This window comes from Nocardioides sp. SRI_004 (assembly GCF_057586415.1).
This window is the reverse complement of the sequence record NZ_JBYCZV010000010.1, coordinates 186,026-208,732: the sequence shown is the minus strand read 5'-3', so window position 1 is coordinate 208,732 and position 22,707 is coordinate 186,026. Positions and strand designations below refer to the sequence as shown.

25 protein-coding genes are annotated in these 22,707 nt (G+C 72.7%); 14 read left to right on the top strand and 11 right to left on the bottom strand.

The genetic code is table 11. The annotated features are described in order from the left end of the window. Nucleotides 1-14: 14 nt before the first annotated feature. Complete coding sequence (locus AC2YHB_RS15835) at nt 15-332, bottom strand: antibiotic biosynthesis monooxygenase family protein (protein WP_036548675.1); 318 nt, start codon at nt 330-332, stop codon at nt 15-17. 13 nt (nt 333-345) lie between these two features. Then, the gene (locus AC2YHB_RS15830; RefSeq protein ID WP_036548673.1) at nt 346-702 is read right to left on the bottom strand and encodes a hypothetical protein; all 357 of its coding nucleotides are present in this window, start codon (nt 700-702) and stop codon (nt 346-348) included. An 80-nt stretch (nt 703-782) separates the two neighbouring features. Here AC2YHB_RS15830 and AC2YHB_RS15825 point away from each other — a divergent pair, with 80 nt between their 5' ends. Next, nucleotides 783-1,676, top strand: coding sequence for a hypothetical protein (locus tag AC2YHB_RS15825; protein ID WP_179648105.1), 894 nt, complete (start codon nt 783-785; stop codon nt 1,674-1,676). A 291-nt stretch (nt 1,677-1,967) separates the two neighbouring features. On the opposite strand, the gene AC2YHB_RS15820 is transcribed toward AC2YHB_RS15825, so the two are convergent. After that, nucleotides 1,968-2,930, bottom strand: a complete 963-nt coding sequence (locus AC2YHB_RS15820) for a sulfotransferase family protein (RefSeq protein ID WP_036548668.1) — start codon at nt 2,928-2,930, stop codon at nt 1,968-1,970. A 93-nt stretch (nt 2,931-3,023) separates the two neighbouring features. Here AC2YHB_RS15820 and AC2YHB_RS15815 point away from each other — a divergent pair, with 93 nt between their 5' ends. From AC2YHB_RS15815 to AC2YHB_RS15800, 4 genes are all read left to right on the top strand, one after another. After that, on the top strand, nt 3,024-3,590 hold the full coding sequence (locus AC2YHB_RS15815) for an RNA polymerase sigma factor (RefSeq protein ID WP_487354266.1): 567 nt from the start codon (nt 3,024-3,026) through the stop codon (nt 3,588-3,590). Further along, nucleotides 3,587-4,588 carry a hypothetical protein gene (locus AC2YHB_RS15810; protein WP_487354265.1) on the top strand — a complete coding sequence of 334 codons (1,002 nt, stop codon included), beginning with the start codon at nt 3,587-3,589 and terminating at the stop codon, nt 4,586-4,588. The genes AC2YHB_RS15815 and AC2YHB_RS15810 overlap by 4 nt, the downstream gene beginning before the upstream one ends. 29 nt (nt 4,589-4,617) lie before the next feature. After that, complete coding sequence (locus tag AC2YHB_RS15805; protein ID WP_487354264.1) at nt 4,618-5,517, top strand: phosphoribosylaminoimidazolesuccinocarboxamide synthase; 900 nt, start codon at nt 4,618-4,620, stop codon at nt 5,515-5,517. Nucleotides 5,518-5,613: 96 nt separating this feature from the next. Continuing rightward, nucleotides 5,614-7,170: a long-chain-fatty-acid--CoA ligase gene (locus AC2YHB_RS15800; protein WP_207006832.1), complete on the top strand. Its 1,557-nt coding sequence runs from the start codon at nt 5,614-5,616 to the stop codon at nt 7,168-7,170. A 93-nt stretch (nt 7,171-7,263) separates the two neighbouring features. Here AC2YHB_RS15800 and AC2YHB_RS15795 read toward each other — a convergent pair whose 3' ends face one another. Genes AC2YHB_RS15795 through AC2YHB_RS15780 form a run of 4 tightly spaced genes read right to left on the bottom strand, consistent with a single transcriptional unit; the run spans nt 7,264 to nt 9,503 of the window. Continuing rightward, entirely contained in the window at nt 7,264-7,770 is a 507-nt protein-coding gene (locus AC2YHB_RS15795) for a YflT domain-containing protein (protein WP_487354263.1), read from the bottom strand. A 53-nt stretch (nt 7,771-7,823) separates the two neighbouring features. Next, nucleotides 7,824-8,138 (bottom strand): hypothetical protein, encoded by a 315-nt coding sequence (locus tag AC2YHB_RS15790; protein ID WP_487354262.1) that lies wholly within the window; start codon nt 8,136-8,138, stop codon nt 7,824-7,826. A gap of 10 nt (nt 8,139-8,148) precedes the next feature. Beyond that, nucleotides 8,149-8,511, bottom strand: a complete 363-nt coding sequence (locus AC2YHB_RS15785) for a hypothetical protein (protein WP_487354261.1) — start codon at nt 8,509-8,511, stop codon at nt 8,149-8,151. Beyond that, on the bottom strand, nt 8,508-9,503 hold the full coding sequence (locus AC2YHB_RS15780; protein ID WP_487354260.1) for a WXG100 family type VII secretion target: 996 nt from the start codon (nt 9,501-9,503) through the stop codon (nt 8,508-8,510). The genes AC2YHB_RS15785 and AC2YHB_RS15780 overlap by 4 nt, the downstream gene beginning before the upstream one ends. A 111-nt stretch (nt 9,504-9,614) precedes the next feature. Here AC2YHB_RS15780 and purS point away from each other — a divergent pair, with 111 nt between their 5' ends. Together purS and purQ are read left to right on the top strand one after the other, a co-directional pair. Then, entirely contained in the window at nt 9,615-9,866 is a 252-nt protein-coding gene (gene purS, locus AC2YHB_RS15775; RefSeq protein ID WP_036548646.1) for a phosphoribosylformylglycinamidine synthase subunit PurS, read from the top strand. Then, nucleotides 9,863-10,531: a phosphoribosylformylglycinamidine synthase subunit PurQ gene (gene purQ, locus AC2YHB_RS15770; protein ID WP_487354259.1), complete on the top strand. Its 669-nt coding sequence runs from the start codon at nt 9,863-9,865 to the stop codon at nt 10,529-10,531. Before purS ends, purQ begins: the two co-directional genes overlap by 4 nt. Nucleotides 10,532-10,546: 15 nt before the next feature. Here the strand turns inward: purQ and AC2YHB_RS15765 are convergent, their stop codons facing one another. Continuing rightward, nucleotides 10,547-11,932 (bottom strand): glycoside hydrolase domain-containing protein, encoded by a 1,386-nt coding sequence (locus AC2YHB_RS15765; RefSeq protein WP_487354258.1) that lies wholly within the window; start codon nt 11,930-11,932, stop codon nt 10,547-10,549. Nucleotides 11,933-12,135: 203 nt separating this feature from the next. On the opposite strand from AC2YHB_RS15765, the gene AC2YHB_RS15760 reads away from it, so the two are divergent. The 4 genes from AC2YHB_RS15760 to AC2YHB_RS15745 are packed head-to-tail and all read left to right on the top strand — an operon-like array spanning nt 12,136 to nt 17,284. Continuing rightward, on the top strand, nt 12,136-13,242 hold the full coding sequence (locus AC2YHB_RS15760) for an alkaline phosphatase family protein (protein ID WP_487354257.1): 1,107 nt from the start codon (nt 12,136-12,138) through the stop codon (nt 13,240-13,242). Next, nucleotides 13,239-14,156: a hypothetical protein gene (locus AC2YHB_RS15755; protein WP_487354256.1), complete on the top strand. Its 918-nt coding sequence runs from the start codon at nt 13,239-13,241 to the stop codon at nt 14,154-14,156. The genes AC2YHB_RS15760 and AC2YHB_RS15755 overlap by 4 nt, the downstream gene beginning before the upstream one ends. Nucleotides 14,157-14,187: 31 nt before the next feature. After that, the gene (gene purL / locus AC2YHB_RS15750; protein ID WP_487354255.1) at nt 14,188-16,464 is read left to right on the top strand and encodes a phosphoribosylformylglycinamidine synthase subunit PurL; all 2,277 of its coding nucleotides are present in this window, start codon (nt 14,188-14,190) and stop codon (nt 16,462-16,464) included. 19 nt (nt 16,465-16,483) lie between these two features. After that, the gene (locus tag AC2YHB_RS15745) at nt 16,484-17,284 is read left to right on the top strand and encodes a hypothetical protein (RefSeq protein ID WP_179648092.1); all 801 of its coding nucleotides are present in this window, start codon (nt 16,484-16,486) and stop codon (nt 17,282-17,284) included. Between the two features lie 4 nt (nt 17,285-17,288). On the opposite strand, the gene AC2YHB_RS15740 is transcribed toward AC2YHB_RS15745, so the two are convergent. Further along, nucleotides 17,289-18,332, bottom strand: a complete 1,044-nt coding sequence (locus AC2YHB_RS15740) for a hypothetical protein (RefSeq protein ID WP_487354254.1) — start codon at nt 18,330-18,332, stop codon at nt 17,289-17,291. A 42-nt stretch (nt 18,333-18,374) separates the two neighbouring features. Further along, on the bottom strand, nt 18,375-19,673 hold the full coding sequence (locus AC2YHB_RS15735; protein ID WP_487354253.1) for an MFS transporter: 1,299 nt from the start codon (nt 19,671-19,673) through the stop codon (nt 18,375-18,377). A gap of 82 nt (nt 19,674-19,755) precedes the next feature. On the opposite strand from AC2YHB_RS15735, the gene AC2YHB_RS15730 reads away from it, so the two are divergent. Then, complete coding sequence (locus tag AC2YHB_RS15730) at nt 19,756-20,325, top strand: winged helix-turn-helix domain-containing protein (protein WP_179648089.1); 570 nt, start codon at nt 19,756-19,758, stop codon at nt 20,323-20,325. Continuing rightward, nucleotides 20,325-20,681: a sterol carrier family protein gene (locus tag AC2YHB_RS15725; protein ID WP_487354252.1), complete on the top strand. Its 357-nt coding sequence runs from the start codon at nt 20,325-20,327 to the stop codon at nt 20,679-20,681. The genes AC2YHB_RS15730 and AC2YHB_RS15725 overlap by 1 nt, the downstream gene beginning before the upstream one ends. 8 nt (nt 20,682-20,689) lie before the next feature. Here AC2YHB_RS15725 and AC2YHB_RS15720 read toward each other — a convergent pair whose 3' ends face one another. Next, nucleotides 20,690-21,250 carry a SecDF P1 head subdomain-containing protein gene (locus AC2YHB_RS15720; protein WP_487354251.1) on the bottom strand — a complete coding sequence of 187 codons (561 nt, stop codon included), beginning with the start codon at nt 21,248-21,250 and terminating at the stop codon, nt 20,690-20,692. Nucleotides 21,251-21,303: 53 nt separating this feature from the next. Between AC2YHB_RS15720 and AC2YHB_RS15715 the strand changes: the two genes are divergently transcribed. Continuing rightward, nucleotides 21,304-22,656 carry a dipeptidase gene (locus AC2YHB_RS15715; RefSeq protein WP_036550796.1) on the top strand — a complete coding sequence of 451 codons (1,353 nt, stop codon included), beginning with the start codon at nt 21,304-21,306 and terminating at the stop codon, nt 22,654-22,656. Nucleotides 22,657-22,707: the final 51 nt, after the last annotated feature.

Here is a 22,707-nt window from a genome sequence, read left to right as displayed (position 1 = left end):
CGCGGACGGCCGGATCAGGCCGGCTTCACGTCCAGCACGACCTCGAACTCCAGCAGGTCGGCGCCGGTCGCGACCGGCTTGCGCGGCGCCTCGCCGGGCTTCTCGGCGTGCGCGGCCTGGCCCTGGCCGTCGCGCCACGCGGCGAAGGACTCCTCGTCGGCCCAGTGGGTGACGACGAAGTAGCGGTCCTCGCCGGCCGTCGGCCGCAGCAGCTGGAAGCCGAGGAAACCGGCCGATCCCTCGACGGCGCCGGCTCGGGCGGCGAACCGCTCCTCGAGCTGGGCGCCGGCGCCCTCGGGCACGTGGATGGCGTTGATCTTGACGACCGACATGGTGGTGGCCTCCTCAGGCGCGGGCGTCGCCGCCCCAGTTGGCGAGCTTCACGGCGACGTCGTGGAGCTGGTCGACCGAGACGCCGGCGACCTCGAAGGTGAGCTGGACGTGGGCCCCGGGCACGCGGCCGAGGGTGACCCGGCCGGCCTCGGGGAGGTGCTCGATGATCCGGATCAAGCGGTTGCCGATGCGGCCCAGCTGCGACGCGTGCTCGTCGGACAGCTGGCCCAGGCCCTCGTCCTCACGGTGGTGGAGGGTCAGGCCGAGCAGGTCGCCGGCGTCGTGCCGGGCGAGGATCCAGACCTCGTCCTCCCAGACCACCGGTCCGTGGGCGAGCGTGCTGTCGGGGGTCTGCGCGGACTCCGTCATGGCGACACTGTGCCATTCGCCCTTCGGGGCCCGTGCATCGACCCCCAATGTCGAGTCGTTCGGTCGAGTATCATGGGCGCATGAGCCTGGCTGCCCTCACCGTGCCCACGTACGACGACGCGCGGGTCGTCGTACCCGCCCCGGCGCCGGGCGCCGGCAACTGGGCCGGTGCGGCCAGCGCGGTGCTGGTCGACGGCACCTTCTGGCTCACCTACCGGGTCCGCCGACCGCTCGACGAGGGCCGCGGGGTCAGCGTTGTCGTCGCGCGCTCGGACGACGGGGAGCGGTTCACGCCGGTCGCGGAGGTCCACCGCGACGCGTTCGGCTGCGAGTCCTTCGAGCGACCCGTCCTGGTGCCGGTCCCCGGCGTCGGCTGGCGGCTCTACCTGTCCTGCGCGACGCCCGGCTCCAAGCACTGGTGGGTCGACAGCCTCACCGCCGCGACCCCCGAGGAGCTGCCCGGTGGGGAGCGGGTCCTGGTGCTCCCGGGCGACGACACCGTCGCCGTCAAGGACCCCGTGGTCACCCACGGCGCCGACGGCTGGGAGATGCTCCTGTGCTGTCACCCGCTCACCGACACCGGCCACGAGGACCGGATGACCAGCCGCCTGCTGCGCAGCCCCGACGGCCTCTCCTGGACCGACCACGGTGAGGTGCTCGCCGGCCGGCCGGGGGAGTGGGACGCCCGCGGCGCCCGCGCCACCGCTGTCCTGCCCGACGTCGACGGACGCCCCCGCACGATCCTGTACGACGGCCGGCCGGACGCCGCCTCGAACTGGTTCGAGACCACGGGCGTGGCCACCTGGGACGGCGCCCGCTACGTCGCCGTGGACGGCCCGCCGATCTCGTCGCCGCACAGTGACGGCGCCTGGCGCTACGCCTCCGCCGTACCGCTCCCGGACGGGCGGGTGCGCTTCTACGTCGAGGCTGCCCGGCCGGACGGTGCCCACGACCTCGTCACCGTCGTGCGCTGACCCAGCCTGCCGACTTGGCCGTTCGGTCGGTCGAGTTGGCCGTTCGGTCGGTCGAGTTGGCCGTTCGGTCGGTCGACTTGGCCGTTCGGTCGGTCGACTTGGCCGTTCGGTCGGTCGACTTGGCCGTTCGGTCGGACGAGTTGGCCGTTCGGACGATCGACTTGGCCGTTCCGTCGGACGAAATCGCCAACTCGGCGCGCGAAACCGCCAACTCGGCGGACGAAATCGCCAACTCGGCGGGCCAAACGGCCAACTCGGCGGGCCAAACGGCCAACTCGGCGCGGGGGTGGGTCAGCGGGCGGCGGCGCGCTGGGCGAAGGAGCCCCGGTCGCGGGTCGAGAGCCAGTCGGAGAAGTCCTCGCCGGTCAGGTCCGAGAGCAGCTCGATGTCGCGGGCGAAGGCGGGCAGCAGGCGCTCGCGTTGGGCCGGCGTCAGTGACGGGCGGTGCGCGTCGGCGGTCTGCAGGCGCGCCACCACCGGAACGCTGAGCCGCCGCCACACCTCCGGCGGCGCGAACTGCCCGGCCCACGCGCCGGCGCGGACCGCCGGCCCGAAGACGCGAGGGCGCCAGCCGGGGGCGACATAGGGCCGGGAGTTGTCGCGCGGGATGCCGGTGACCTGCCCCTCGCGGATGCCGAGGAAGCGGCAGGTGCGGTCCACGGTCTCGACCGGGTGGTCGACGATGTCGCGGTAGCGGACGATCAGCACCCGCGCGGGGTCGACGAGCTTGAAGAGGTCGCGCAGCTGCTCGCCGTACAGGCCCAGGTCGCGGTAGCGCCAGAAGGGCGCGAAGCCGGCGGCGATCCGCTCGTCCTGCCGGGCGAACGCCGTCTCGAAGTCCGCCTCCGGCTCGAGGCCGTCGGACCAGAGGTGCATCCAGTTGCTGTAGGCCCGGTCGATCGGGTCCCGTACGACGGCCACGAGCCTGACGTCCGGGAGGGCATCCGCGATCCGCCGCTGGGCGCCGCGGTGCCAGAGGTAGAAGGGAGTCGACTCGCCCCGGACGCTGCCCGGTGGCGCCGGGCGGAAGAGGTCGGCGTAGGCCTCCTCGTGCCAGACCCACTCCTGCTGCGAGTGGCGGTCACCGGGCCCGCCCCAGTGCGGGGGCGGCGCGCCCTCGCAGAGCCAGAACTTCGGTTCCTTGGGTGTCGTCACGAAGACGTCGGGGTGGGCGGCGAGGGCGAGGTGGAGCGCGCTCGTGCCGGCCTTGGGGGCGCCGACGAGGAGGAAGTCGGGGCGGGGTTGCCGGGTCATCTGCGCCTCCAACGGGCTAAGTGATGTAACCAAGTCTAGATACACATTAAGAGGGGGTGCAACGATCGTCCTCGATCCGGACATGGGAGGGGCATGAGGGAGACCGCCGCCCGCGAGGACGACTTTCGAGGGCTCTATGCCGCGCACTTCGACGCCGTGCTCGGCTTCACGCTGCGTCGTACCGACCGTCCCGAGGACGCCGCCGACGCGACGGCGGACACCTTCCTCGTGGCCTGGCGCCGCCTCGCCCACGTGCCGGCCGGGGACGCCGCCCGCCCGTGGCTCTACGGCGTCGCCCGGCGCACGCTCGCCAACCAGCGCCGCGGCGACACCCGCCGCGCCGCCCTCGGCCAGCGGCTGCGGGTGCAGGTCGCGCAGGCGATGGCCGACCTCGACGACGAGGTCGTGCACCGGGCGGACGTGACGGCCGCGATGGCGCGGCTCAGCGCCCGCGACGAGGAGGTGCTGCAGCTGCACCTGTGGGAGGGGCTCGAGCCGCGCGAGATCGGCGAGGTCCTCGGCCTGCCCGGCACCGTCGTACGCCCCCGACTATCCCGAGCGAAGGCGCGCCTGCGCGACCTGCTCGGCAACGATCCGGCGCCGGCCGGACATCTCCCCAGCGACACCGCCCCGATCGGCCCGAAGGAGGGGATCCGATGAACCGCCCGATCACCGATGCCGGCGTCGCCGGCCTGTCCCTCGCCGAGGGCCGCGCCGAGCTGCTGGAGGAGATCATGAGCCTGTCCGCCGAGACCGCCCCCGAGGTGGAGCCCACCGCGCGCCGCCGCTGGCTGCTGCCGGCCGCCGGTGCCGTGGCCGCCGCCGTCGTGATCGCCGGCGCCATCGGTCTGCCGCGCCTGCTCGCGGACGGCCCCGACCTGGTCACCGAGCCCCCGTTCGCCGCCCCCGGCAAGGGGACCCTGGCGGTGCTCGACCAGCCCGGCTGGGAGCTGGAGTCGGCCACGGTGCAGCCCGGCTACGGCTCGCTGGACTACGAGAAGGGCGACGAGCAGGTGGAGATCCGCTGGAAGGAGGCGGACCTGCACCAGCAGTACGTCGCCGACCGCGAGCGGATCGCCGACCCGAAGGTCGACCCCGGTGAGCAGGTCACGCTGCTGGGCCTGCCCGCCCTGCTGTGGGCCTACGACGCCACCGACCACACCGTCATCCGCCGGCCCGACGGCGACGTCTTCCTCGAGGTCCGCGGCTCGGGCATGGACCGGGCCTCGTTCGACGCCCTGCTCACGCGGCTGACCGCGATCGCCGCCGCCGACCTGGACGACCACCTGCCGGCCAGGTTCGTCACCGGCGCGGAGCGCGACGACGCGATCGGACAGGCGCTGGCGGGAGTTCCCCTCCCGCCCGGCCTGGCCGCCGGCGACATCGAGTCCACCGAGGCCGACCCGTACCACCTGGGCGCCGACGTCGCCGGTGCGGTGGTGTGCGGCTGGATCGAGACCTTCATCGAGGCCAGGGACCGCGGTGACGCGGCCGGGGTGGAGCGCGCCCAGGACGCGCTGGGCACGAGCCGGCAGTGGCCGGTCCTGCGGGCGATGAACGCCGAGGGCGACTACCCCGAGGTGGTCTGGGAGATGTCCGCGGAGGTGGGCCGGGGCCGGGTGCCGGCGGAGTACCAGCAGGGGCTCGGCTGTGACTGAGGCGGCGGACGGTCAATAGGCTGTCGCCCGTGACGCTCGCGAACATCCCGCCCGCCCCGGAGCTCCCGGGCCACCGCCACCTGCACTCCGGCAAGGTGCGCGACCTCTACGAGGTCACCGAGGGCCCGCACACCGGCAAGCTGCTGATGGTCGCGAGCGACCGGCTCTCGATCTTCGACTTCGTGCTTGAGACGACGATCCCCGACAAGGGCGAGATCCTCACCCGGATGTCGCTGTGGTGGTTCGAGCAGCTCGCCTCGCTCGTCCCCAACCACGTCGTCTCCACCGACGTCCCGGAGGCCGTCCGCGGTCGCGCGGTCGTCTGCGAGCGGCTGGACATGTTCCCGGTCGAGTGCGTCGCCCGCGGCTACCTCACCGGCTCCGGCCTGCTCGACTACCGCGCGTCGGGCGAGATCTGCGGCATCGCGCTCCCGGCCGGCCTCGAGGACGGCAGCCGCCTCCCCGAGCCGATCTTCACGCCGGCCACGAAGGCCGACCTCGGCGACCACGACGAGAACGTGTCGTACGACGCCGTGGTCGCCACCGTCGGCGCCGACGCCGCCGCCGCGCTGCGTGACCTGACGCTGCAGGTCTACGGCCGCGCCGAGGGGATCGCCCGCGAGCAGGGGATCATCCTGGCCGACACCAAGTTCGAGTTCGGCGTCGCCGGCGCCGGCGGTCCGATCGTGCTCGCCGACGAGGTGCTCACGCCGGACTCCTCGCGCTACTGGCCCGCCGACGACTGGCAGCCGGGTCGCGCGCAGCCGTCGTACGACAAGCAGATCGTGCGCAACTGGGCGCTGTCCGCCGAGAGCGGCTGGGACAAGGCGTCGGGCGAGGCCCCGCCGCCGCTGCCGCCCGAGGTCGTCGAGCGGACCCGCTCGCGCTACATCGAGGCCTACGAGCGGCTCACCGGTACCACCTTCTGAGCGCGGCCCGGGTTGGTCCCGGGCACATCGCCCGTCGGCACGGTCTGGTCCCGCGCACAGTGACCGCGGTCACGGGCGGCACGTAGGTTGTGCGCCATGACGAACCTCGCCGGATTCCTCGAGAACAGTGCCCAGAACTACCCCGACCGCACCGCCATCGTCTTCGGTGACACCCGCCTGTCCTACCCGCAGGTCAACGGTGCCGCCAACCAGGTGGCCAACCTGCTGGTCTCGCGGGGCATCCAGCCGGGCGACAAGGTCGCCATCAGCTGCCCGAACCTGCCGTACTTCACGATCATCTACTACGGCATCCTCAAGGCCGGCGCGACCGTCGTACCGCTGAACGTGCTGCTCAAGGGCCGCGAGGTCGCGTACCACCTGGGCGACTCCGACGCGAAGGCGTACTTCGCCTTCCAGGGCACCCCGGACCTGCCGATCGGCGCCGAGGCCCACGCCGGCTTCGAGCAGGCCGACGGCTGTGAGCACTTCTTCGTCGTCACCGCCGACCCCACCGCGCCGTCGCCGATCGAGGGCACCGAGACCTTCGGCCAGGCGCTCGCCGGCCAGGCGCCGACCTTCGACACCGTCGACGTGGACGACGACGACACGGCCGTCATCCTCTACACCTCGGGCACCACCGGCCAGCCCAAGGGCGCCGAGCTGCGGCACCGAAACATGCGCGACAACGCGCTCGCCGGCACCGACCTCTTCGGCGCGGACCCCGAGCGGCCCGACACCTTCCTGTGCGTGCTCCCGCTCTTCCACTCCTTCGGCCAGACCGTCATCCAGAACGGCGGCTTCGCGTTCGGCGGGACCGTCGTGATGCTGCCGCGCTTCGAGGCCGCGCCGGCCATCGCGCTGATGCTCAAGGAGTCGGTGACCTTCTTCGCCGGCGTCCCGACGATGTACTGGGGCCTGCTCAACGCGCTCGACGACACGGTCGACGTGAAGACCCTCGCCGCCAACCTCCGCGTCGCGGTCGCGGGTGGTGCCGCACTCCCCGTCGAGGTCCACCACCAGTTCGAGGAGCGCTTCGGCGTGACCATCCTCGAGGGCTACGGCCTCTCGGAGACCTCGCCGGTTGCGAGCTTCTCGCGCCTGGGCCAGGACATCCGGGTCGGGTCCATCGGTACGCCGATCCCCGGCGTCGAGATGAAGCTGATCGACCCCGACAGCTGGGAGGAGGTCAAGGACCCTGACGGCATCGGCGAGATCGCGATCAAGGGCCACAACATCATGAAGGGCTACTACAAGCGGCCCGACGCCACCGCCGAGGCGATCAACGACGAGGGCTGGTTCCGCTCCGGCGACCTCGGCCGCAAGGACGCCGACGGCTGGTACTACATCGTCGACCGCTCCAAGGACATGATCATCCGCGGCGGCTTCAACGTGTACCCGCGCGAGATCGAGGAGGTCCTGCTGACCCACCCGGCGATCTCCCTCGCGGCCGTCATCGGCGTCCCGCACGAGAGCCACGGCGAGGAGATCAAGGCGCACGTCATCCTCAAGCCGGGTGCCTCCGCCACCCCCGAGGAGATCGTGGCCTGGGGCAAGGAGCAGATGGCGGCGTACAAGTACCCGCGCATCGTGGAGATCGTCGAGGCCCTGCCGATGACCGCCACCGGCAAGATCCTCAAGCGCGAGCTGAGCTAGCTCAATCGCGCGAGCGTGTCGCGGTTGCCCTCCGTAGGTCCTACCTCGGTCTGGCGGCAGGCCGACAGCGACGGGTGGGCGGACGCCGCCTTCTCAGCTGAACGGATTCGGCAGCGCGCCCGGGAGCTTCGCGAGGAGCTCCCGGGCCTGCGCGGCCACCTTGTGCTCGACCAGCACCTCGTAGCGGGTCGCGACGACGGCGCTGACCGACGAGAAGTCGCGGCGGCCGCCCGAGAGGGCGTAGCCGACGAGCGCCATGATCACGCCGAAGGCGGCACCGATCACGGCCGTCGACACGATCACCGCGAGGGTGTTCTCCTCGGTGAAGATGCTGAAGATGAGGCCGACGAACAGGCCGAGCCACAGCCCCGACATGATCCCGCCGACGGCCACGCGGCCCGTGGTCAGCCGACCGGTGATCCGCTCGATCCGCTTGAGGTCGGTGCCGACGATCATGCAGTGCTCGACCGGGAACTTCTCGTCCGCGAGGAAGTCGACCGTGCGCTGCGCGGACTCGTAGTCGTCGTACACGGCCAGGGACTGGGGGAACTCCAGCGTGAGCGGGGACGCGCCGGGCGCGGGGCGGGAGGGAGTGCTCATGCGGCCAGTCTGCCTTGCCGGTGGGCCGGACAGCACACGCTCGGTCGGCCCGGTCAGGCCGAGAGGATGACGGCCAGCCCGCCGCCGCCGATCGCAGCACCGATCAGGAGGGCGACCCACACCTGGCTCGCCGTGGCCCGACGCACCACCGCTGCGGTGGGCACCCCGAAGGCGCCGAGGCCGGCGACGAGGCCGAGGACGCCGTAGGCGAGGTCGTCCGCGGCGGTGAAGCCGCAGACCACGGTGACGAGGGCCAGCAGGCCGACCGCGACGTAGGCGGTGTCGCGCAGCCACGCCTCGGCGAGGCTGGCGATCGCCGCCCCGGCCTGGGCGAGCGGTCCGGTCCGGCGGCCGTCTTCGGTCGACACCGCGCCATCCTCACATGTCATCGTGCGGGGCCATCGGGTCGAACTCGGGATCCGCCTCGATCTGTCGCCGCACGCTCTCGCCGTGCAGCGCGACCATCCGGTCCAGGTGCGGGCGCAGCAGGTCGGTGTACGGCGACGTCCCCTCGAACACGTCGGCCCAGGTCGTGCGCCCGGCCTCGACGTGGCGGGCCAGCTCGCGCATCTCGGGCCCGAGCTCGCCGGAGGCCGCCACCCGCTGCAGCTCGCGGCGCTCCTCGGGCGTGGTCGTGGGCACCGCCCGGACCCGGTCGAGGTTCGCGCGGGCCCGGTGCAGCGTCGCCCGCAGCTCCTGCCACGCCCGCTCGGCCGCCGGCTGCGGGTAGGGCATGCTCACGCGGGCACCCCGGGCAGGGAGGGCGCAGCCGGCAGGGACTCGCTCTCGAACACCGTGATCGTCAGCTTGATGCTGTCGACCACCAGCTTGATCGTGTTCCAGAAGACGGTGATCACCTTGCGTGCGTCGTTGACGAGCTTGATGGCGTCCTTGACCTTGTCGACGAGCTTGATCTGGCCGTAGATCGGGATCGATGCCATCGACCAGCCCGCGCTGATGATGCTGATGATCTCCTTGACGATGTCGACGACGACCTGGGCCATCTCGACCGACTGCTCGACCATGTCGAGCAGGTACTGGCTGATCTGGTGCATCGACGCCGCCTGCTCGCGCAGCGAGCTGATCCACTGGTCGAGATAGGCGCCGGCGGCGACGGACGCGTCGCCCTTCCAGGTCAGCGCGATCGCGCCGTCCCCGCGGTCGAGGTTGCCCTGCACGGCGCGCATCGCGGTCGCGGCGTTGGCCCACGCCGAGGCCTGCGTGGAGGCCTTGGCGACGTCTCCGGCGATCTGCTCGGTGACCCACGCGCGCAGGTCGGGGCCGCCCACCCAGCTGATCAGCTCGCACGCCTTGTCGAACAGCCAGCCGAAGCTGACCTCGGGCAGCGTCTCCCCGCTGACGGTCGGCGGAGCGGCCGTGCTGACGCCGGTGTCGGTGAAGGCCGCGGCCACGTTGCCGTCGTCGGTGATGCGGGCGCCGACGCCGAAGCTCTGCGACACGTGCTCGTCGGTGTCGATGTAGTGGCGCAGCGTCTTGCCGAGCGAGTCGCCGGTCAGGCCGAGCCGTGTGCCGTCGGTGGCGAGCGCCTGTTCGACCGTGCGGGCCATCGACTCGTAGTCGCCCTTGATCAGCGACAGGATGCGACCGAAGTCGCCATCGGGCACCTGGGTCGCGATGTACGACGACAACGTGGTGCAGTCATCTCCGGCGCGGTCGACCTGGCGGCTCCAGCCGCGCAGGTCGGACAGCTCGACGGCGAGCTCGGTGGCCATGTTCTCTCCCCCCGGGACGTTGAGTACGACGACCGATGTCATCCCCGCGTGCGGCGTCCGAAAACCCCGCCGAATCGAGCCGCGAGCGGCGGTGGCCCTAGACTGCAGGCCGTGGCCCGAGTCGTCGTAGCTGTCATGCCGAAGCCCGAGATCCTCGACCCCCAGGGGAAGGCCGTCCAGGGCGCACTGCCCCGGCTGGGCTTCACCGGCGTGACCGACGTCCGCCAGGGCAAGCGGTTCGAGATCGAGATCGACGGCGAGGTCACCGACGCGGTGATCGCCGAGGTCGAGAAGATGGCCGAGACGTTGCTGTCCAACCCGGTCATCGAGAACTACACCGTCAGCGTCGAGGGCCAGCAGTGAAGGTCGGCGTCGTCACCTTCCCGGGCTCGCTCGACGACGTCGACGCGCAGCGCGCGGTCCGCATCGGCGGCAACGAGGCCGTCGCCCTCTGGCACGGCGAGGCCGACCTCAAGGGCGTCGACGCGGTCATCCTGCCGGGTGGCTTCTCCTACGGCGACTACCTCCGCTGCGGCGCCATCTCCCGGTTCGCGCCGGTCATGGAGAAGGTCGTCGCGGCGGCCAACGGCGGCATGCCCGTCCTCGGCATCTGCAACGGCTTCCAGATCCTCTGCGAGTCCCACCTGCTGCCGGGCGCGCTGATCCGCAACGACCACCGCAAGTTCGTCTGCCGCGACCAGCTGCTCCGCGTCGAGAACGCCACGACCCCGTGGACCTCCGCCTACACGCAGGGCCAGGAGATCCGGATCGTGCTGAAGAACGGCGAGGGCGGCTTCGTCGCCGACGCCGAGACGCTCGCCCGGATCGAGGGGGAGGGCCAGGTCGTCGCGCGCTACCTCGAGGTCAACCCCAACGGCTCGCTCAACGACATCGCCGGCGTCACCAACGAGCGCGGCAACGTCGTCGGCCTGATGCCGCACCCCGAGCACGCGGTCGAGGAGCTCACCGGCAGCGGCCTCGACGGGCTCGGCTTCTTCACCTCGCTCGTCGAGAAGGCCTTCGCCTGATCCTGGGCCGCCGGCTCAGAACCTCCCGGCCTGGAGCTTCGCCCAGGTCGCCGTGTTGACGATGTTGTACGACGACATGCCGACCTGGCGCCGGTAGGCACCCGCGTGGGCCGCCGTCGCGGCGTCGTACACACCGGTGACCTGGACCTTGCGGTCGGGCATCGCCGCGCTGAGGGCCCGCTGGACGCGGCGCACGTAGGCGCCGGTCGAGCCGTACTTCAGCACCGGCGTCGCCCCGGCCGTGGTGAGCGTGATCCAGTCGCGGCGACCCCACGTCGAGTTGGTCGCGAAGCCGCGCCTGCGCTGCCAGGCGTACGCCGCCCGGCGCGTGGCGAGGTCGTAGCGGCCGTTGATGGTGCCGGCGTAGAGCTTCTTCTCGGTGAGCAGGCACTGCAGCGCCTTCACCCGGTCCGCCGGGGGCGTGTACGTCGACGTGGGCATCTTGATCGCGAGATAGGCCGGCAGGTCGACGGCCACGCCGCCGCAGTGGGTCTCGCCCGCGACCCGCATGCCGGTGCCGAGGTCGAGGAAGTTGCGGTCGATGTTGACCGTCACGCCGCCCCAGGTCTCGTTGTGGCCGCCCTGGTACTGCTTCAGCCGGCCGCCCGGCAGCCAGGCCTTCGAGGACAGGTAGTCGGTGCTGACGGAGGTGTTCGCGTTGCCGTCCCAGCGGGCGATCCAGAGGGTGTCCGGCAGGGCGAAGGTCTCCGGGTAGTTCTGGTAGACCCAGTCGATCATCTTGATGCCGGAGCCGGCGCTGGAGTAGAAGCCCGACTTGTAGCCGAGCTGGTGCAGTCGCTGCGTCCACGCGTGCACGAACCGGATGGCCGAGGCCTTGCAGGCGCCGTTGCCGATGTCGAAGGCCTCGAGGTCGTAGAAGAGCGTGCTCCTCGGCACGATGCCGAGGCCCTTGGCGACCGTCACGGCCCGCTCGGCCTCGAGCTTGCCCTGCGCCTTGGCCCGGGCGTAGCCGTCGGTCGGGTCGGCGCTGATCACCGGGTCGACCCGGGAGCCGTACTTCGGGTAGCGCGTGGAGCAGCTCGCCTGCGGGCCGAGGGTGATCGGCAGCAGCCGCCACCCGCGCGCCAGCTGGTTGCGCACCCAGGTCGCCGTCAGGTTGGGCTGGTCGCGGCAGGCGCGGGAGTTGCCGGAGATGTAGATGCCCGCCGCCATGAACGGCGAGTGCTCCATCCAGGCGTCCATCTTGGCCTGGCTGGGCGCCAGGCACTGGTCGAAGCCGTAGCCCCGGAAGCTGCCGGGGGTCGGCCGGTTGGTGCTCGCGGCGAGCAGGTCGACGGGCTGGTCCGTCGCGTCCTCGCGGTCACCGCGCAGGGGTCCCAGGAGCGTCACTGCGAGCACCGCTGCGAGCAGGGCGGACAAGGGGGCGAGCCGGGCAGACATGGCGGACAACTCCAGGGGAAGACGGATCAGGCTGTCGGAAGCCACGTCACGATAACCACAACTTTCACACCAGTAACAGGGTTCGGGGCGAACTACAACCGTGTAGTTCATTCGCGGCCGGAAATCCTCCGGCCGGGAGGTGACTTCCCGCGAGGTTCCCCGTCGGCCAGCGCCCGCGCATCCTGATCGATACGCTCGCGCCCGTGCCGGCGACCTCGAAGGCTCCGGAGGCCAGGCCCCTCCACGTGGCGGCCCTCGTCGCGCTCGTCCTGCTGCTCGTCGGCGCCGCGTTCTGGTGGTCCCGCGACGACGCACCGGCGCAGGGTGGCGGTGACGTCCCGGCCGGCTCCGCGCCCAGCGGTACGACGGCCAGCGGCCCCGCACCGGAGAGCCGCCCCGCCCGGCTGCCCCGGCACCCCCGGGTCGTCGTCGTGTCGGTGGACGGGCTGGCGTCGTACGCCGTGACACCGCAGCAGATGCCCGTCCTCACCGGCCTCCTCGAGGGCGGGGCCGGGACCCTGAACGCCCGCACCGCCGTCGAGCGCACCGTCACGCTGCCCAACCACACCGGCATGGTCACCGGCCGCCGGATCGACGCCGCCGCGGGTGGTCACGGGGTCACCTGGAATGTCGACTCGCCGCGCAACGTCCGCCCAGGGGTGCCCTCGGTCTTCTCCGTCATCCACGCGGCCGGCGGCAGCTCGGCGGTGTTCGCCGGCAAGACCAAGTTCCGGATGTGGGACCGCTCGTGGCCCGGCACGATCGACGAGTTCGTCGTCGACGAGGACCTCGCCGCCCTCACCGACGCCGTGGTCGACGACCTCGAGGGCGCCCGCCGCGACCTCGTCTTCCTCCACATCGGCCTCACCGACGCGACCGGCCACGCCAGCGGGTGGGACAGCCCCGCCTACGACGCCGCGGTCACCCGGGCCGACGACGCCATCGGGCGGGTCGTCGACGCGATCGAGGAGGACCCGAGGCGGGCCGCGCAGACCATCGTGGTGGTGACGGCCGACCACGGCGGGCCGCCCGGCGGGAAGGACCACGGCGACGCCAGCGCGCTCGTGGACTTCCAGGTGCCGTTCGTGGTCTGGGGACCGGGCGTCGCCGCCGAGGACCTGTACGTCCTCAACCCGGACTACGCCGATCCGGGCGACGCACAACCGTCGTACGACGCCGTGCCGCCCGTGCGCAACGCGGCCGTGGCCAACCTGGTGACCGACCTGCTCGGCCTCGGCCCGGTGCCGGGCAGCCAGGTCGACGCGCTCCAGGACCTCGACGTGCAGGCCGGACCAGGGGGACGACCATGAACTTCTGCACCCACTGCGGGGCGCCGCGAGCCGACCTCGTGCAGCCCTGCTCGCGTTGCGGCGTCGCGCCGGCGGCTCCGACGCAGCCGGTGTCCTTCGAGAAGGCCTCCGAGGTGACCCTCCCGGCGTCCCCGGGCGCTGCTCCGCCCCCGCCGCCCCCGGCACCACAGCCGTTCGCGCCGCCTCCGGTCGTCCCGCTCCCGGCAGCGCCGCCGCCCCCGGGCGGTCCGCCGGTCGGCCCGCCGGGCGGGCGCCGCCGCGGACGGTCGGTCCTGCTGGTGCTCCTGGCCGCAGTGCTCGCAGTCGTGGTCGGCGTCGGGACCGCGCTGCTGCTGGCGGGCGGTGACGACGACCCCGCGGCCGGGGGAGGGGAGCGGGCGTCCGACGCCGACGGCATGGCCGACGCCACGCCGACCGGAGCCGGGGCGGAGGACCCCGTCACGCAGACGGCCGGCGAGGCGTCGTACACGTGCTGGGACGGTGGGCCGGCCGAGGACGTCGCCGACTGCGGGAAGCCGCGGGGCGCCGAGGGCCTGGTGTGGGTCTTCCCCGACGCCGACGGGCCGCGCTGCAGCGCCACGATGGGCAACCGTGGCGCGGAGGCGGACTGCCGGGTGCGTGCGTCGTCGGGCGGCCAGGTCCGCGTGCACTACTCGGAGTGGTCGGACTGGGACGCGGCCCACGCGGAGTACTCGGCCCAGGACGTGCAGGGCGCGGTCACCCGCTGGCGGGACTTCTTCCGGTGGTACATCTCGCCGCGTCGCGGCGACTGGGAGTACAAGGTCGCCCTGCTCTACCGGGACGCGCCGTGGTCGGTGACGGTGTACGGCCACAGCGCCGCCGACCGCGACGAGGTGCTCCGGCAGCTCGCGACCCGGCCGGTGGGCGATCTCATGGGGGAGCGGAAGAAGTGATCCGCCGGGAGCGGCGATAGGATTGGCGCCCGTGGCCGACACCGCTTCCGCACCCGTTCGTTCGACCCTCGACACCGTGGCCGTGGCGGCCGGTGACCCGGACCGGGAGCAGCCCTGGTCGGAGCTGGGCCTGAAGGCCGACGAGTACGCCCGGATCCGCGAGATCCTCGGCCGCCGGCCCACCGGGGCCGAGCTGGCGATGTACTCGGTCATGTGGAGCGAGCACTGCTCCTACAAGTCGTCCAAGGTGCACCTGCGGCAGTTCGGCGAGATCCCCCAGGAGACCCCGATCGGCCCGATGCTCGCGGGCATCGGCGAGAACGCCGGCGTCATCGACATCGGCCAGGGCTACGCCGTCAGCTTCAAGGTCGAGAGCCACAACCACCCGTCGTACGTCGAGCCCTACCAGGGCGCCGCGACCGGTGTCGGCGGCATCGTCCGCGACATCATCGCGATGGGCGCCCGGCCGGTCGCGGTCGTCGACCCGCTGCGCTTCGGCCCGCTCGACGCCGACGACACCCACCGGGTGCTGCCCGGGATCGTCGCCGGCGTCGGCGGCTACGGCAACTGCCTGGGCCTGCCCAATGTCGGCGGTGAGGCCGTCTTCGACGCGACCTACCTCGGCAACCCGCTCGTCAACGCCGGCTGCATCGGCGTGCTGCGCCACGAGGACCTGCACCTCGCCAAGGCGTCCGGCGAGGGCAACCTCGTCGTCCTGTACGGCGCCCGCACGGGCGGCGACGGCATCGGCGGTGTCTCGGTGCTGGCCTCCGAGACCTTCGACGCGGACGGCCCGGCCAAGCGCCCCAGCGTCCAGGTCGGCGACCCGTTCATGGAGAAGCTGCTCATCGAGTGCACGCTCGAGCTCTTCAAGGCCGGCGTCGTCGCCGGCATCCAGGACCTCGGCGGCGCGGGCCTGTCCTGCGCGACCTCCGAGCTCGCGTCCGCCGGCGACGGCGGCATGCACGTCCACCTCGACAAGGTGCCGCTGCGCGACTCGACGCTCTCGCCCGAGGAGATCCTCATGAGCGAGAGCCAGGAGCGGATGATGGCCGTCGTCGAGCCCGACGACATCGCCGCCTTCCTCGCGATCACCACGAAGTGGGACGTCGAGGCCTCGGTCATCGGCGAGGTCACCGAGACCGGCCGCCTGGTCATCGACTGGCACGGCGAGACCGTCGTCGACGTCCCGCCGCGCACGGTCGCGCACGACGGCCCGGTCTACGAGCGCCCGTTCGCCCGCCCGGACTGGCAGGACGCGCTGCAGGCCGACGGCGCCGAGGTGCTCGCCCGGCCGGCCACCGGCGACGAGCTCCGCGCGACCCTCCTGCAGATGGTCGCCAGCCCGAACCTCTGCGACAAGTCGTGGATCACCGACCAGTACGACCGCTACGTCCAGGGCAACACCGTCCTCGCGCAGCCGGCCGACTCGGGCATGGTCCGCGTCGACGAGGAGACCCACCTCGGTGTCTCCATCTCGACCGACTGCAACGGCCGCTTCGCCAAGCTGGACCCGTACGCCGGCGCGCAGCTCGCGCTCGCGGAGGCCTACCGCAACGTCGCCACCGGCGGCGCGCAGCCGCTGGCGGTCAGCGACTGCCTCAACTTCGGCTCGCCCGAGGACCCGGCCGTGATGTGGCAGTTCGCCGAGGCCTGCCGGGGCCTCAAGGACGCCTGCCTCGAGCTCGGCATCCCGGTCACCGGCGGCAACGTGAGCCTCTACAACCAGACCGGCGAGACCGCGATCCTGCCGACGCCCGTCGTGGCGGTCCTCGGTGTGATCGAGGACGTGCGCCGTCGTACCCCCTCGGCCTTCCAGGCCGCGGACGAGCGGATCGTCCTGCTCGGCACCACCCACGAGGAGCTCTCCGGCTCGGAGTGGGCGCACGTCGTCCACGACCACCTCGGCGGCCGGCCGCCGGCGGTCAACCTCGCCAACGAGCACAACCTCGCCCTCGCCCTGCGCGACCTCGTCGGCGTCGCCACCAGCGCGCACGACCTGTCCGACGGCGGTCTCGCCCAGGCGCTGGCCGAGGCCGCGATGGTCAGCGGCGTCGGCGCGCGCGTGGCGCTCGAGGGTGACGCCTTCGTCGGCCTGTTCTCGGAGTCGACCGCCCGCGCGATCGTCACCGTGCCCGCCGACAAGGTCGAGGAGCTCATGACGGTCGCGGCCCGCCACGGCGTGCCCGCCACCGAGCTCGGTACGACGGGTGGCGACCTGCTCGCGGTCGAGGGTCAGTTCGAGGTCGCCCTCGACGAGCTGCGGGCCGCCTGGACCGCGACGCTGCCGGCGGCGCTCGGCCGCTGACCGAGGCTATCGTGGTGGTGTGAGTCGCCGTCCCGGTCTGCTCGTCGTCCTCCTGCTGCCGCTCGTCGCCCTCCTGTTGCCGGCCGCGGCAGCCCAGGCGGCCGTTCGCTGGGACGTCTCCGACTACCGGTGCGCCAGCGAGCCGGGCATGCAGATCTGCGCGGTCAAGCAGAAGGCCCGCTACGGCGGTGCCTGGCACTACCGGAGCCGGGTGAGCGTCACACCGTCCGCCGGACACTGGGCGCAGCCGCTCACGCTGCGCCAACGCAGTCCCGGGGCGAGCGTCGACCGGCCCGCCTGCGGTGCGTCGGCCTGCCCGCGGTCGACGGCGCGCTGGGTCGGGCCCTGGCGTGCCTCGTCGGCGCGGATGGTCGACGGCTGGGTCGTCCAGACCGACCGGGGGCTGCGCCAGTTCGCTCTCGCCAGCTCGGTGCGGACGGGGGTCGCCGAGGCGCGAGCGGCCGTCACCTGCGCGGAGACTGCCGCCGGGCGGGCCTGCGTGCGACTGGACGTCCAGCAGGTGCGGGACCGTGTCGAGGCCGCGCTGATCGCGGTCGTCTACCCGGATCCGGGTCAGTACTTCGAGTTCCGGCGAAGCACGGTCGCACTGGGAGGGACCGGTTCGGGCAGCAACGAGTGCCCCGCCTGCGAGCACTGGACGACGAAGACCGTCGCCGGTGTGGGTGGCGCTGGTGCCAGCCCGATCCCGTGGCCCCAGGACGATGGCTGGACACCCGACGGCGGTCCGATCGACGCCGAGCTCGAGCTCGCCTCGTCGGCAGGGCCGGTGGTCCTGCAGCTGACCTGGCCGGCCGGCTGATCCGTCAGCGCAGCTTGATGCTGGCCTCGTTGGTCAGCTTCACCGAGTCCTTGCCCTCGGAGCCGCCCCAGACGCCGCTCAGGGCGAGGACGTAGGTCTGGTCCATCCTCAGCCGGGACGGGGTGTCCTCGCCGGCCTTGAAGATCAGGTGGTAGACCACGACGCAGCCGCCGCGGACCTCGTCCGGGCAGGTCGTCAGTGACTTGTCCTCGAGGACGGCGGTCGGCTTGGTCTTGCCGATCCGGAAGGTGCTCTCGACCGACCCGGCGAGGTAGACCGCGCCCGAGCGCCGGTCGGTGTTGATCTGGTCGTAGCGGCGCAGGGTGGTGCGCACGGTCACGGCGAGCCAGGTCTCGCCGTCCTCGGCCCACTGCCCGCCGGCGTACGGGAGTCGCGCGGTGCGGGTGACGCTGCAGGCGTAGTCGGACAGCCGGGACGGCGGCTCGATGTCGAACTCGGAGTCGGCCGTGCAGGAGGCCGTGCGCTCCCGGCGGGGCTTGAGGTCGTAGAGGCCGGCCGCCGCGCCCTCGTCGCGGTCGCCGGTGGCGAGGTCGACGCTCTGGCTGACGCCGTCGAAGTCGACCTCCAGGCTGGCGTCCTTGCCGTCGCCCTCCACCAGGACGTAGAAGGAGTCGGCCCCGGTCCCGCTCGGCTCCGGCGCGGGGATGCGGTAGGTCACCTTGTCGGCCACCAGGTCGACGACCGGGGTGGCGTCCGACTCGAGGTAGTCGTCGTAGTCGCCGAACGTGCCGGCGTCGTACTGCCAGGTGATCGGCACGAAGGTGCTGCCGTCGGGCGCGTCGACCGCCTCGAGCTGGGCCGTGTCGTTGGCGGCGAGCTTGGTCGTGGGCCGCCCGGCGCTGACCTCGAGCCGGCCGATCGGCAGCGCGATCGACGATGCCTTGCCGTCGGACACGAACTGGTCGTCCGTGCGCGCGTCCACGATGTCGCCCACCTTGACCTCGCTCCCGTCGCTCCCACAGGCGGCGAGGGTGGGCAGGACGGCAAGCAGGCCGAGCACGGCTGCAGCGGGGCGACGGAGACGCATGGGCGTCATTGTGGCAGCAACGGTGCGGGTGTCCGGGTGGGTTCAGCCGATCGGTACGGGCGCCGGTTCGGGCGCCGGTTCGGGATCGGGCAGCCGCGGCCACTCGGCGGGGCGCGGGACCGAGCGGACCGACCGCGAGAGCGTCGGAATCAGCGCGACCAGGGCGGTCAGGCCGGTCACTGCCAGCACCGCGTCGCGGCCGTCGATGACCGCCAGCAGGCCACCGGCCAGGGCCGGGGCGAGCGGCATCGTGACCATCGAGGCGAACTGCATCGTCGACTGCATCCTGCCGACCAGCTCCGGCGGCGTGATCGCCAACCGGTACGAGCCGACCCCGGCATTGCCCGCCGGGTTGAGGAACAGGCCGAACGACGCCGCGAGCGCCATCGCCCACGGATGGTTCCACAGGGCGAGCGGGAGCGAGAGCGGCACGAAGCTCCACGCGATCGCGACGGTCAGCCGGCCGGTGCGGAAGCGGTCGATCAGCCAAGGTGCCGCGATCGCGCCCAGGATCCCGCAGGCGCCGATCGCCGTCTCGACGAGGCCGATCTGCCACGCCGGGAAGCCCGCCTCGACGAGCCGCAGCAGGGCGGTGAAGAAGAGGGCGTTGATCGCCAGGTTGGCCGCGGGCGACCACAGCAGCAGGACCCGGAGGAAGGGGCGCCCCCAGAGGAAGCGGAGCCCGTCGCCGAGGTCGTGCAGGGGGCGCGCCCGGTCGGCCGGGGAGGTCGGGGAGGTCGGGGAGGTCGGGGAGGTCGGGGAGAGGTCGGCGCGGACCCGGCCGAGGAGCAGCCAGCCGAGCACGTAGGTGACGGCATCGGCGGCGAAGGGCGCCCAGCGGGCGAGGCCGAACAGGGCGCCGCCGACCGGGCCGCCGACGAGGGCGGCGACGTGCTGGCGGGCCTGCTGCTGGCTCAGCGCGGTCGGCAGCTCGTCGGTGGCCACGACGGTGCGGATGGCGGCGTACTCGGCGGGGGCGAAGAGGCCGGTCGCGATCCCGGTCAGCAGGGCCACCGCGAGCAGGTGGGGGAGGGTGAGCAGTCCGGTCGCGCCCGCGACGACGAGCGAGGCGTAGAGCAGGGCACCCGACCCGAGCGAGAAGCGCATGATGCGCAGCCGGTGCCGCCTGTCGGCGAGGACCCCGGCCGGCAGCAGCATGGCCACCATGCCGAGCAGGAAGACGGCCTCGGCCGCCGCCGCCCACAGCGCCGACCCGGTCATCGCGTAGGCGACGAGCGGCATCGCGAAGGTGGTGACCCGGCTGCCGAGCTCGGAGACCGTCGCCCCGACCCAGAGCGCGGTGAAGTCGCGGTTGCGGGCGAGGGTCCGGTACGACGGCATACCCGCACCGTATGTTGCGCAACAACAATTGCGCAAGAGTTGTTGCGCAACTAGTGGTGCGCATCGCCGGTAGGCTGCCGCCATGGTCCTGTACGACGACCCGCGGATCCTCCGCGCGATCGCGCACCCCACGCGCAACCGGGTCCTCCACGAGCTGTCAGCCGCGGGCTCGCTGCGCGCCGCCGACATCGCCCGCCGCATCGACGTGCCGGCCAACCAGGCCAGCTTCCACCTGCGCCAGCTCGCGAAGTACGGCCTCGTCGAGGAGGACCCGGAGGCCGGCCGCGACCGCCGCGACCGGGTCTGGCGGCTGGTCGACCCCGACGGGATCCGGTTCCGGACCGCCGACATGCTCGCGCAGCCGGGCGGGCGGGCGGCGTACACCGTGTTCCGCCGCAACGCCGTCGAGTGGGGCCAGCACCTGGTGGAGCGGGCCTTCGCCGAGACGGAGGGGGAGAGCGAGCGCCGCAACATCTCCGAGTGGTCGGTGCGACTGACCGCCGACGAGGCCCACCAGCTCGCCCGCGAGGTCGAGGAGGTCGTCGAGCGGTTCCGGGACGCCGGCCGCGCCGCGCCGCAGGGCGAGGACCGCGACACCTACTCGGTCTTCCTGCTCGTGCAGCCCTATCCCGACCTCCCCGAGGGTGACTGATGCCCGCGCGACTCAAGCCCGCCGACCCCGCTGCCGTCGCCGAGGCGCTCGACCGGGTGGCTGCCGGCGCCGCCGAGCGGGCCGACCTCAAGCTGCTCGTGAAGCACTTCCTGGCCGTGCTCGAGGAGCGCGCGCCCGGCCGGTCCGTCGAGGTCCGGGTGCCGCCCTACGCCGCGGTGCAGGTCATCGAGGGCGTCCGCCACACCCGCGGTACGCCGCCCGCCGTCATCGAGACCGACGCCGCGACGTGGATCGCGCTGGCGACCGGCGCGCTCGCCTGGCCGACCGCGGTCGAGTCCGGCGGGGTCCGGGCGAGCGGCGAGCGGACCGACCTGTCGTCGTACTTCCCGCTCTGACGGGTCGCTCAGTCGGCCTCGAGGGCGTCGGCGAGCGTGAGTGCCTCGACCTGGGAGATCTCGGGGCCGGCGATCTGCACCCGGCCGTCGGTGATCGGGGCCTGGATCGTCGGTGCGCTGATGATCGTGCCGCCGGAGACGATCGCGACCTGCTGGCCGGTGCCCGAGAGCTCGGTCGTCAGGTCGGCGAAGGTGGCCGCCGCCTCGGTGTCGAGGTCGATCGTGATCAGCCATCCGCCGTCGGGTCCTTCGGCGGCCTCGGCCCGGTCGACACCGCCCACGAGCTCGGCGGGGCCGAGCTGGTGGGCCACTCCCTCGAGGTCGCAGGCGGTCGTCGTCGAGTCCGGCGCGGGCTGGGCGGTCGGGCTGGTCGTACAGGCCGAGGGATCGCCTGCGGCGACGACCTTGCGGAACTGCGCCGGCTCCTGGTCGCCGGCGGTGGAGGAGGTCGGACCGCGGTCCCCGTCGCCGTCGTCGTCGGTGCTGTCCTCGCCGCCCGAGCAGGCCGTCTGGCCCAGCAGGAGGAGGGTGCCGACGGCGGTCGCGATGATGCCCCGAGAAAGCGTCATCGGTCGATCATGCCGGATGTGGCGCGAGGACGGGGCTGTCATAGGTTGGGCCCATGACCGGACCTGTCACCACCACCGACCTGCGTACGCGTCTCGCCGGCCTCATGCCGGGTGTCCGATCGGACCTCGAGGCACTTGTCCGCATCCAGTCCGTGAGCGCCGACCCCGCCCGCCTCGACCAGGTCGAGGAGAGCGCTCGCGTCACTGCCGAGCTGTTCGCCGCCGAGGGCGTCGACGTCGAGATCGTGCGCGCCTTCGACGGCGCCCCGCCCGCCGTGATCGGCGAGAAGAAGGGACCGGAGGGCGCGCCGACGGTGCTCCTCTACGCCCACCACGACGTCCAGCCCGAGAACGACCACGCCGACTGGGACAGCCCGCCGTGGGAGCCCACCGAGCGCGACGGCCGCCTCTACGGCCGCGGTGCCGCCGACGACAAGGCCGGCATCATCACCCACCTCGCCGCGCTGCGGGCGTTCGGTGACGAGCTGCCGGTGACCGTCCGCCTCTTCATCGAGGGCGAGGAGGAGGTCGCCTCGGCGACCCTGCCGCAGCTGCTGAAGAAGTACGAGGACCGGCTGCGCTCCGACGTCATCGTGATCGCCGACTCGGGCAACTGGGACATCGGCGTGCCCGCCCTGACCACCAGCCTCCGCGGCCTGATCCGCGTCGACGTCGAGCTGCGCACGCTCACCCACGCCGTCCACTCGGGCATGTGGGGTGGCCTCGAGCCCGACGCGATCATGGCGCTCGTCCGCCTGCTCGACACGCTCTGGGACGCCGACGGCGGCTCCGCCATCGAGGGCCTCGTCAGCGGCCCGGCCGCCGACGTCGACTACCCCGAGGAGCGGCTGCGCGCCGAGTCCGGCGCCATCCCCGGCCTGTCCTGGGTGGGCAGCGGCCCCGCCGTCGAGCGGCTGTGGACCAAGCCGGCCGTGACCGTCACCGGCTTCGACGCCCCCAAGGTCGACGGCGCCTCCAACACGCTCTCGCCCGTCGCCCGCGCCCGGGTCACCGTCCGGATCGCGCCGGGCGACACGGGCGAGAACGCCGTCGCCTGCCTGCAGGCCCACCTGGAGAAGAACGTCCCCTGGGGCGCCGAGCTCTCCACCAAGGTGGTCGACACCGGCGAGCCGATCGCGATCGACGCCACCGGCCCGGCGTACGACGCCGCCCGCGCCGCCTTCACCGAGGCCTGGGACGGCACCCCGCCGGTCGACATGGGCGTCGGTGGCTCGATCCCGTTCATCGCGGAGTTCCTCGAGAGCTTCCCTGCCGCGTCGGTGCTGGTCACCGGCGTCGAGGACCCCGACACCCGCGCCCACGGCCCCAACGAGGGCCTGCACCTGGCCGAGTTCGAGAAGGTCCTGCTCGCCGAGGCCCTCCTCCTCCGCAACCTCGGCGCCTGACCCCCACCCGCCGACTTGCCGGTCTGGCCGGCCGAGTTGCCGGTCTGGCCG

Excerpts from the sequence above, each read along its gene's own strand:
- AC2YHB_RS15835 (WP_036548675.1), bottom strand. The coding sequence starts at position 332 with ATGTCGGTCGTCAAGATCAACGCCATCCACGTGCCCGAGGGCGCCGGC.
- AC2YHB_RS15830 (WP_036548673.1), bottom strand. The coding sequence starts at position 702 with ATGACGGAGTCCGCGCAGACCCCCGACAGCACGCTCGCCCACGGACCG.
- AC2YHB_RS15825 (WP_179648105.1), top strand. The coding sequence starts at position 783 with ATGAGCCTGGCTGCCCTCACCGTGCCCACGTACGACGACGCGCGGGTC.
- AC2YHB_RS15820 (WP_036548668.1), bottom strand. The coding sequence starts at position 2,930 with ATGACCCGGCAACCCCGCCCCGACTTCCTCCTCGTCGGCGCCCCCAAG.
- AC2YHB_RS15815 (WP_487354266.1), top strand. The coding sequence starts at position 3,024 with ATGAGGGAGACCGCCGCCCGCGAGGACGACTTTCGAGGGCTCTATGCC.
- AC2YHB_RS15810 (WP_487354265.1), top strand. The coding sequence starts at position 3,587 with ATGAACCGCCCGATCACCGATGCCGGCGTCGCCGGCCTGTCCCTCGCC.
- AC2YHB_RS15800 (WP_207006832.1), top strand. The coding sequence starts at position 5,614 with ATGACGAACCTCGCCGGATTCCTCGAGAACAGTGCCCAGAACTACCCC.
- AC2YHB_RS15795 (WP_487354263.1), bottom strand. The coding sequence starts at position 7,770 with ATGAGCACTCCCTCCCGCCCCGCGCCCGGCGCGTCCCCGCTCACGCTG.
- AC2YHB_RS15780 (WP_487354260.1), bottom strand. The coding sequence starts at position 9,503 with ATGGCCACCGAGCTCGCCGTCGAGCTGTCCGACCTGCGCGGCTGGAGC.
- AC2YHB_RS15765 (WP_487354258.1), bottom strand. The coding sequence starts at position 11,932 with ATGTCTGCCCGGCTCGCCCCCTTGTCCGCCCTGCTCGCAGCGGTGCTC.
- AC2YHB_RS15755 (WP_487354256.1), top strand. The coding sequence starts at position 13,239 with ATGAACTTCTGCACCCACTGCGGGGCGCCGCGAGCCGACCTCGTGCAG.
- AC2YHB_RS15740 (WP_487354254.1), bottom strand. The coding sequence starts at position 18,332 with ATGCGTCTCCGTCGCCCCGCTGCAGCCGTGCTCGGCCTGCTTGCCGTC.
- AC2YHB_RS15735 (WP_487354253.1), bottom strand. The coding sequence starts at position 19,673 with ATGCCGTCGTACCGGACCCTCGCCCGCAACCGCGACTTCACCGCGCTC.
- AC2YHB_RS15730 (WP_179648089.1), top strand. The coding sequence starts at position 19,756 with ATGGTCCTGTACGACGACCCGCGGATCCTCCGCGCGATCGCGCACCCC.
- AC2YHB_RS15725 (WP_487354252.1), top strand. The coding sequence starts at position 20,325 with ATGCCCGCGCGACTCAAGCCCGCCGACCCCGCTGCCGTCGCCGAGGCG.
- AC2YHB_RS15720 (WP_487354251.1), bottom strand. The coding sequence starts at position 21,250 with ATGACGCTTTCTCGGGGCATCATCGCGACCGCCGTCGGCACCCTCCTC.
- AC2YHB_RS15715 (WP_036550796.1), top strand. The coding sequence starts at position 21,304 with ATGACCGGACCTGTCACCACCACCGACCTGCGTACGCGTCTCGCCGGC.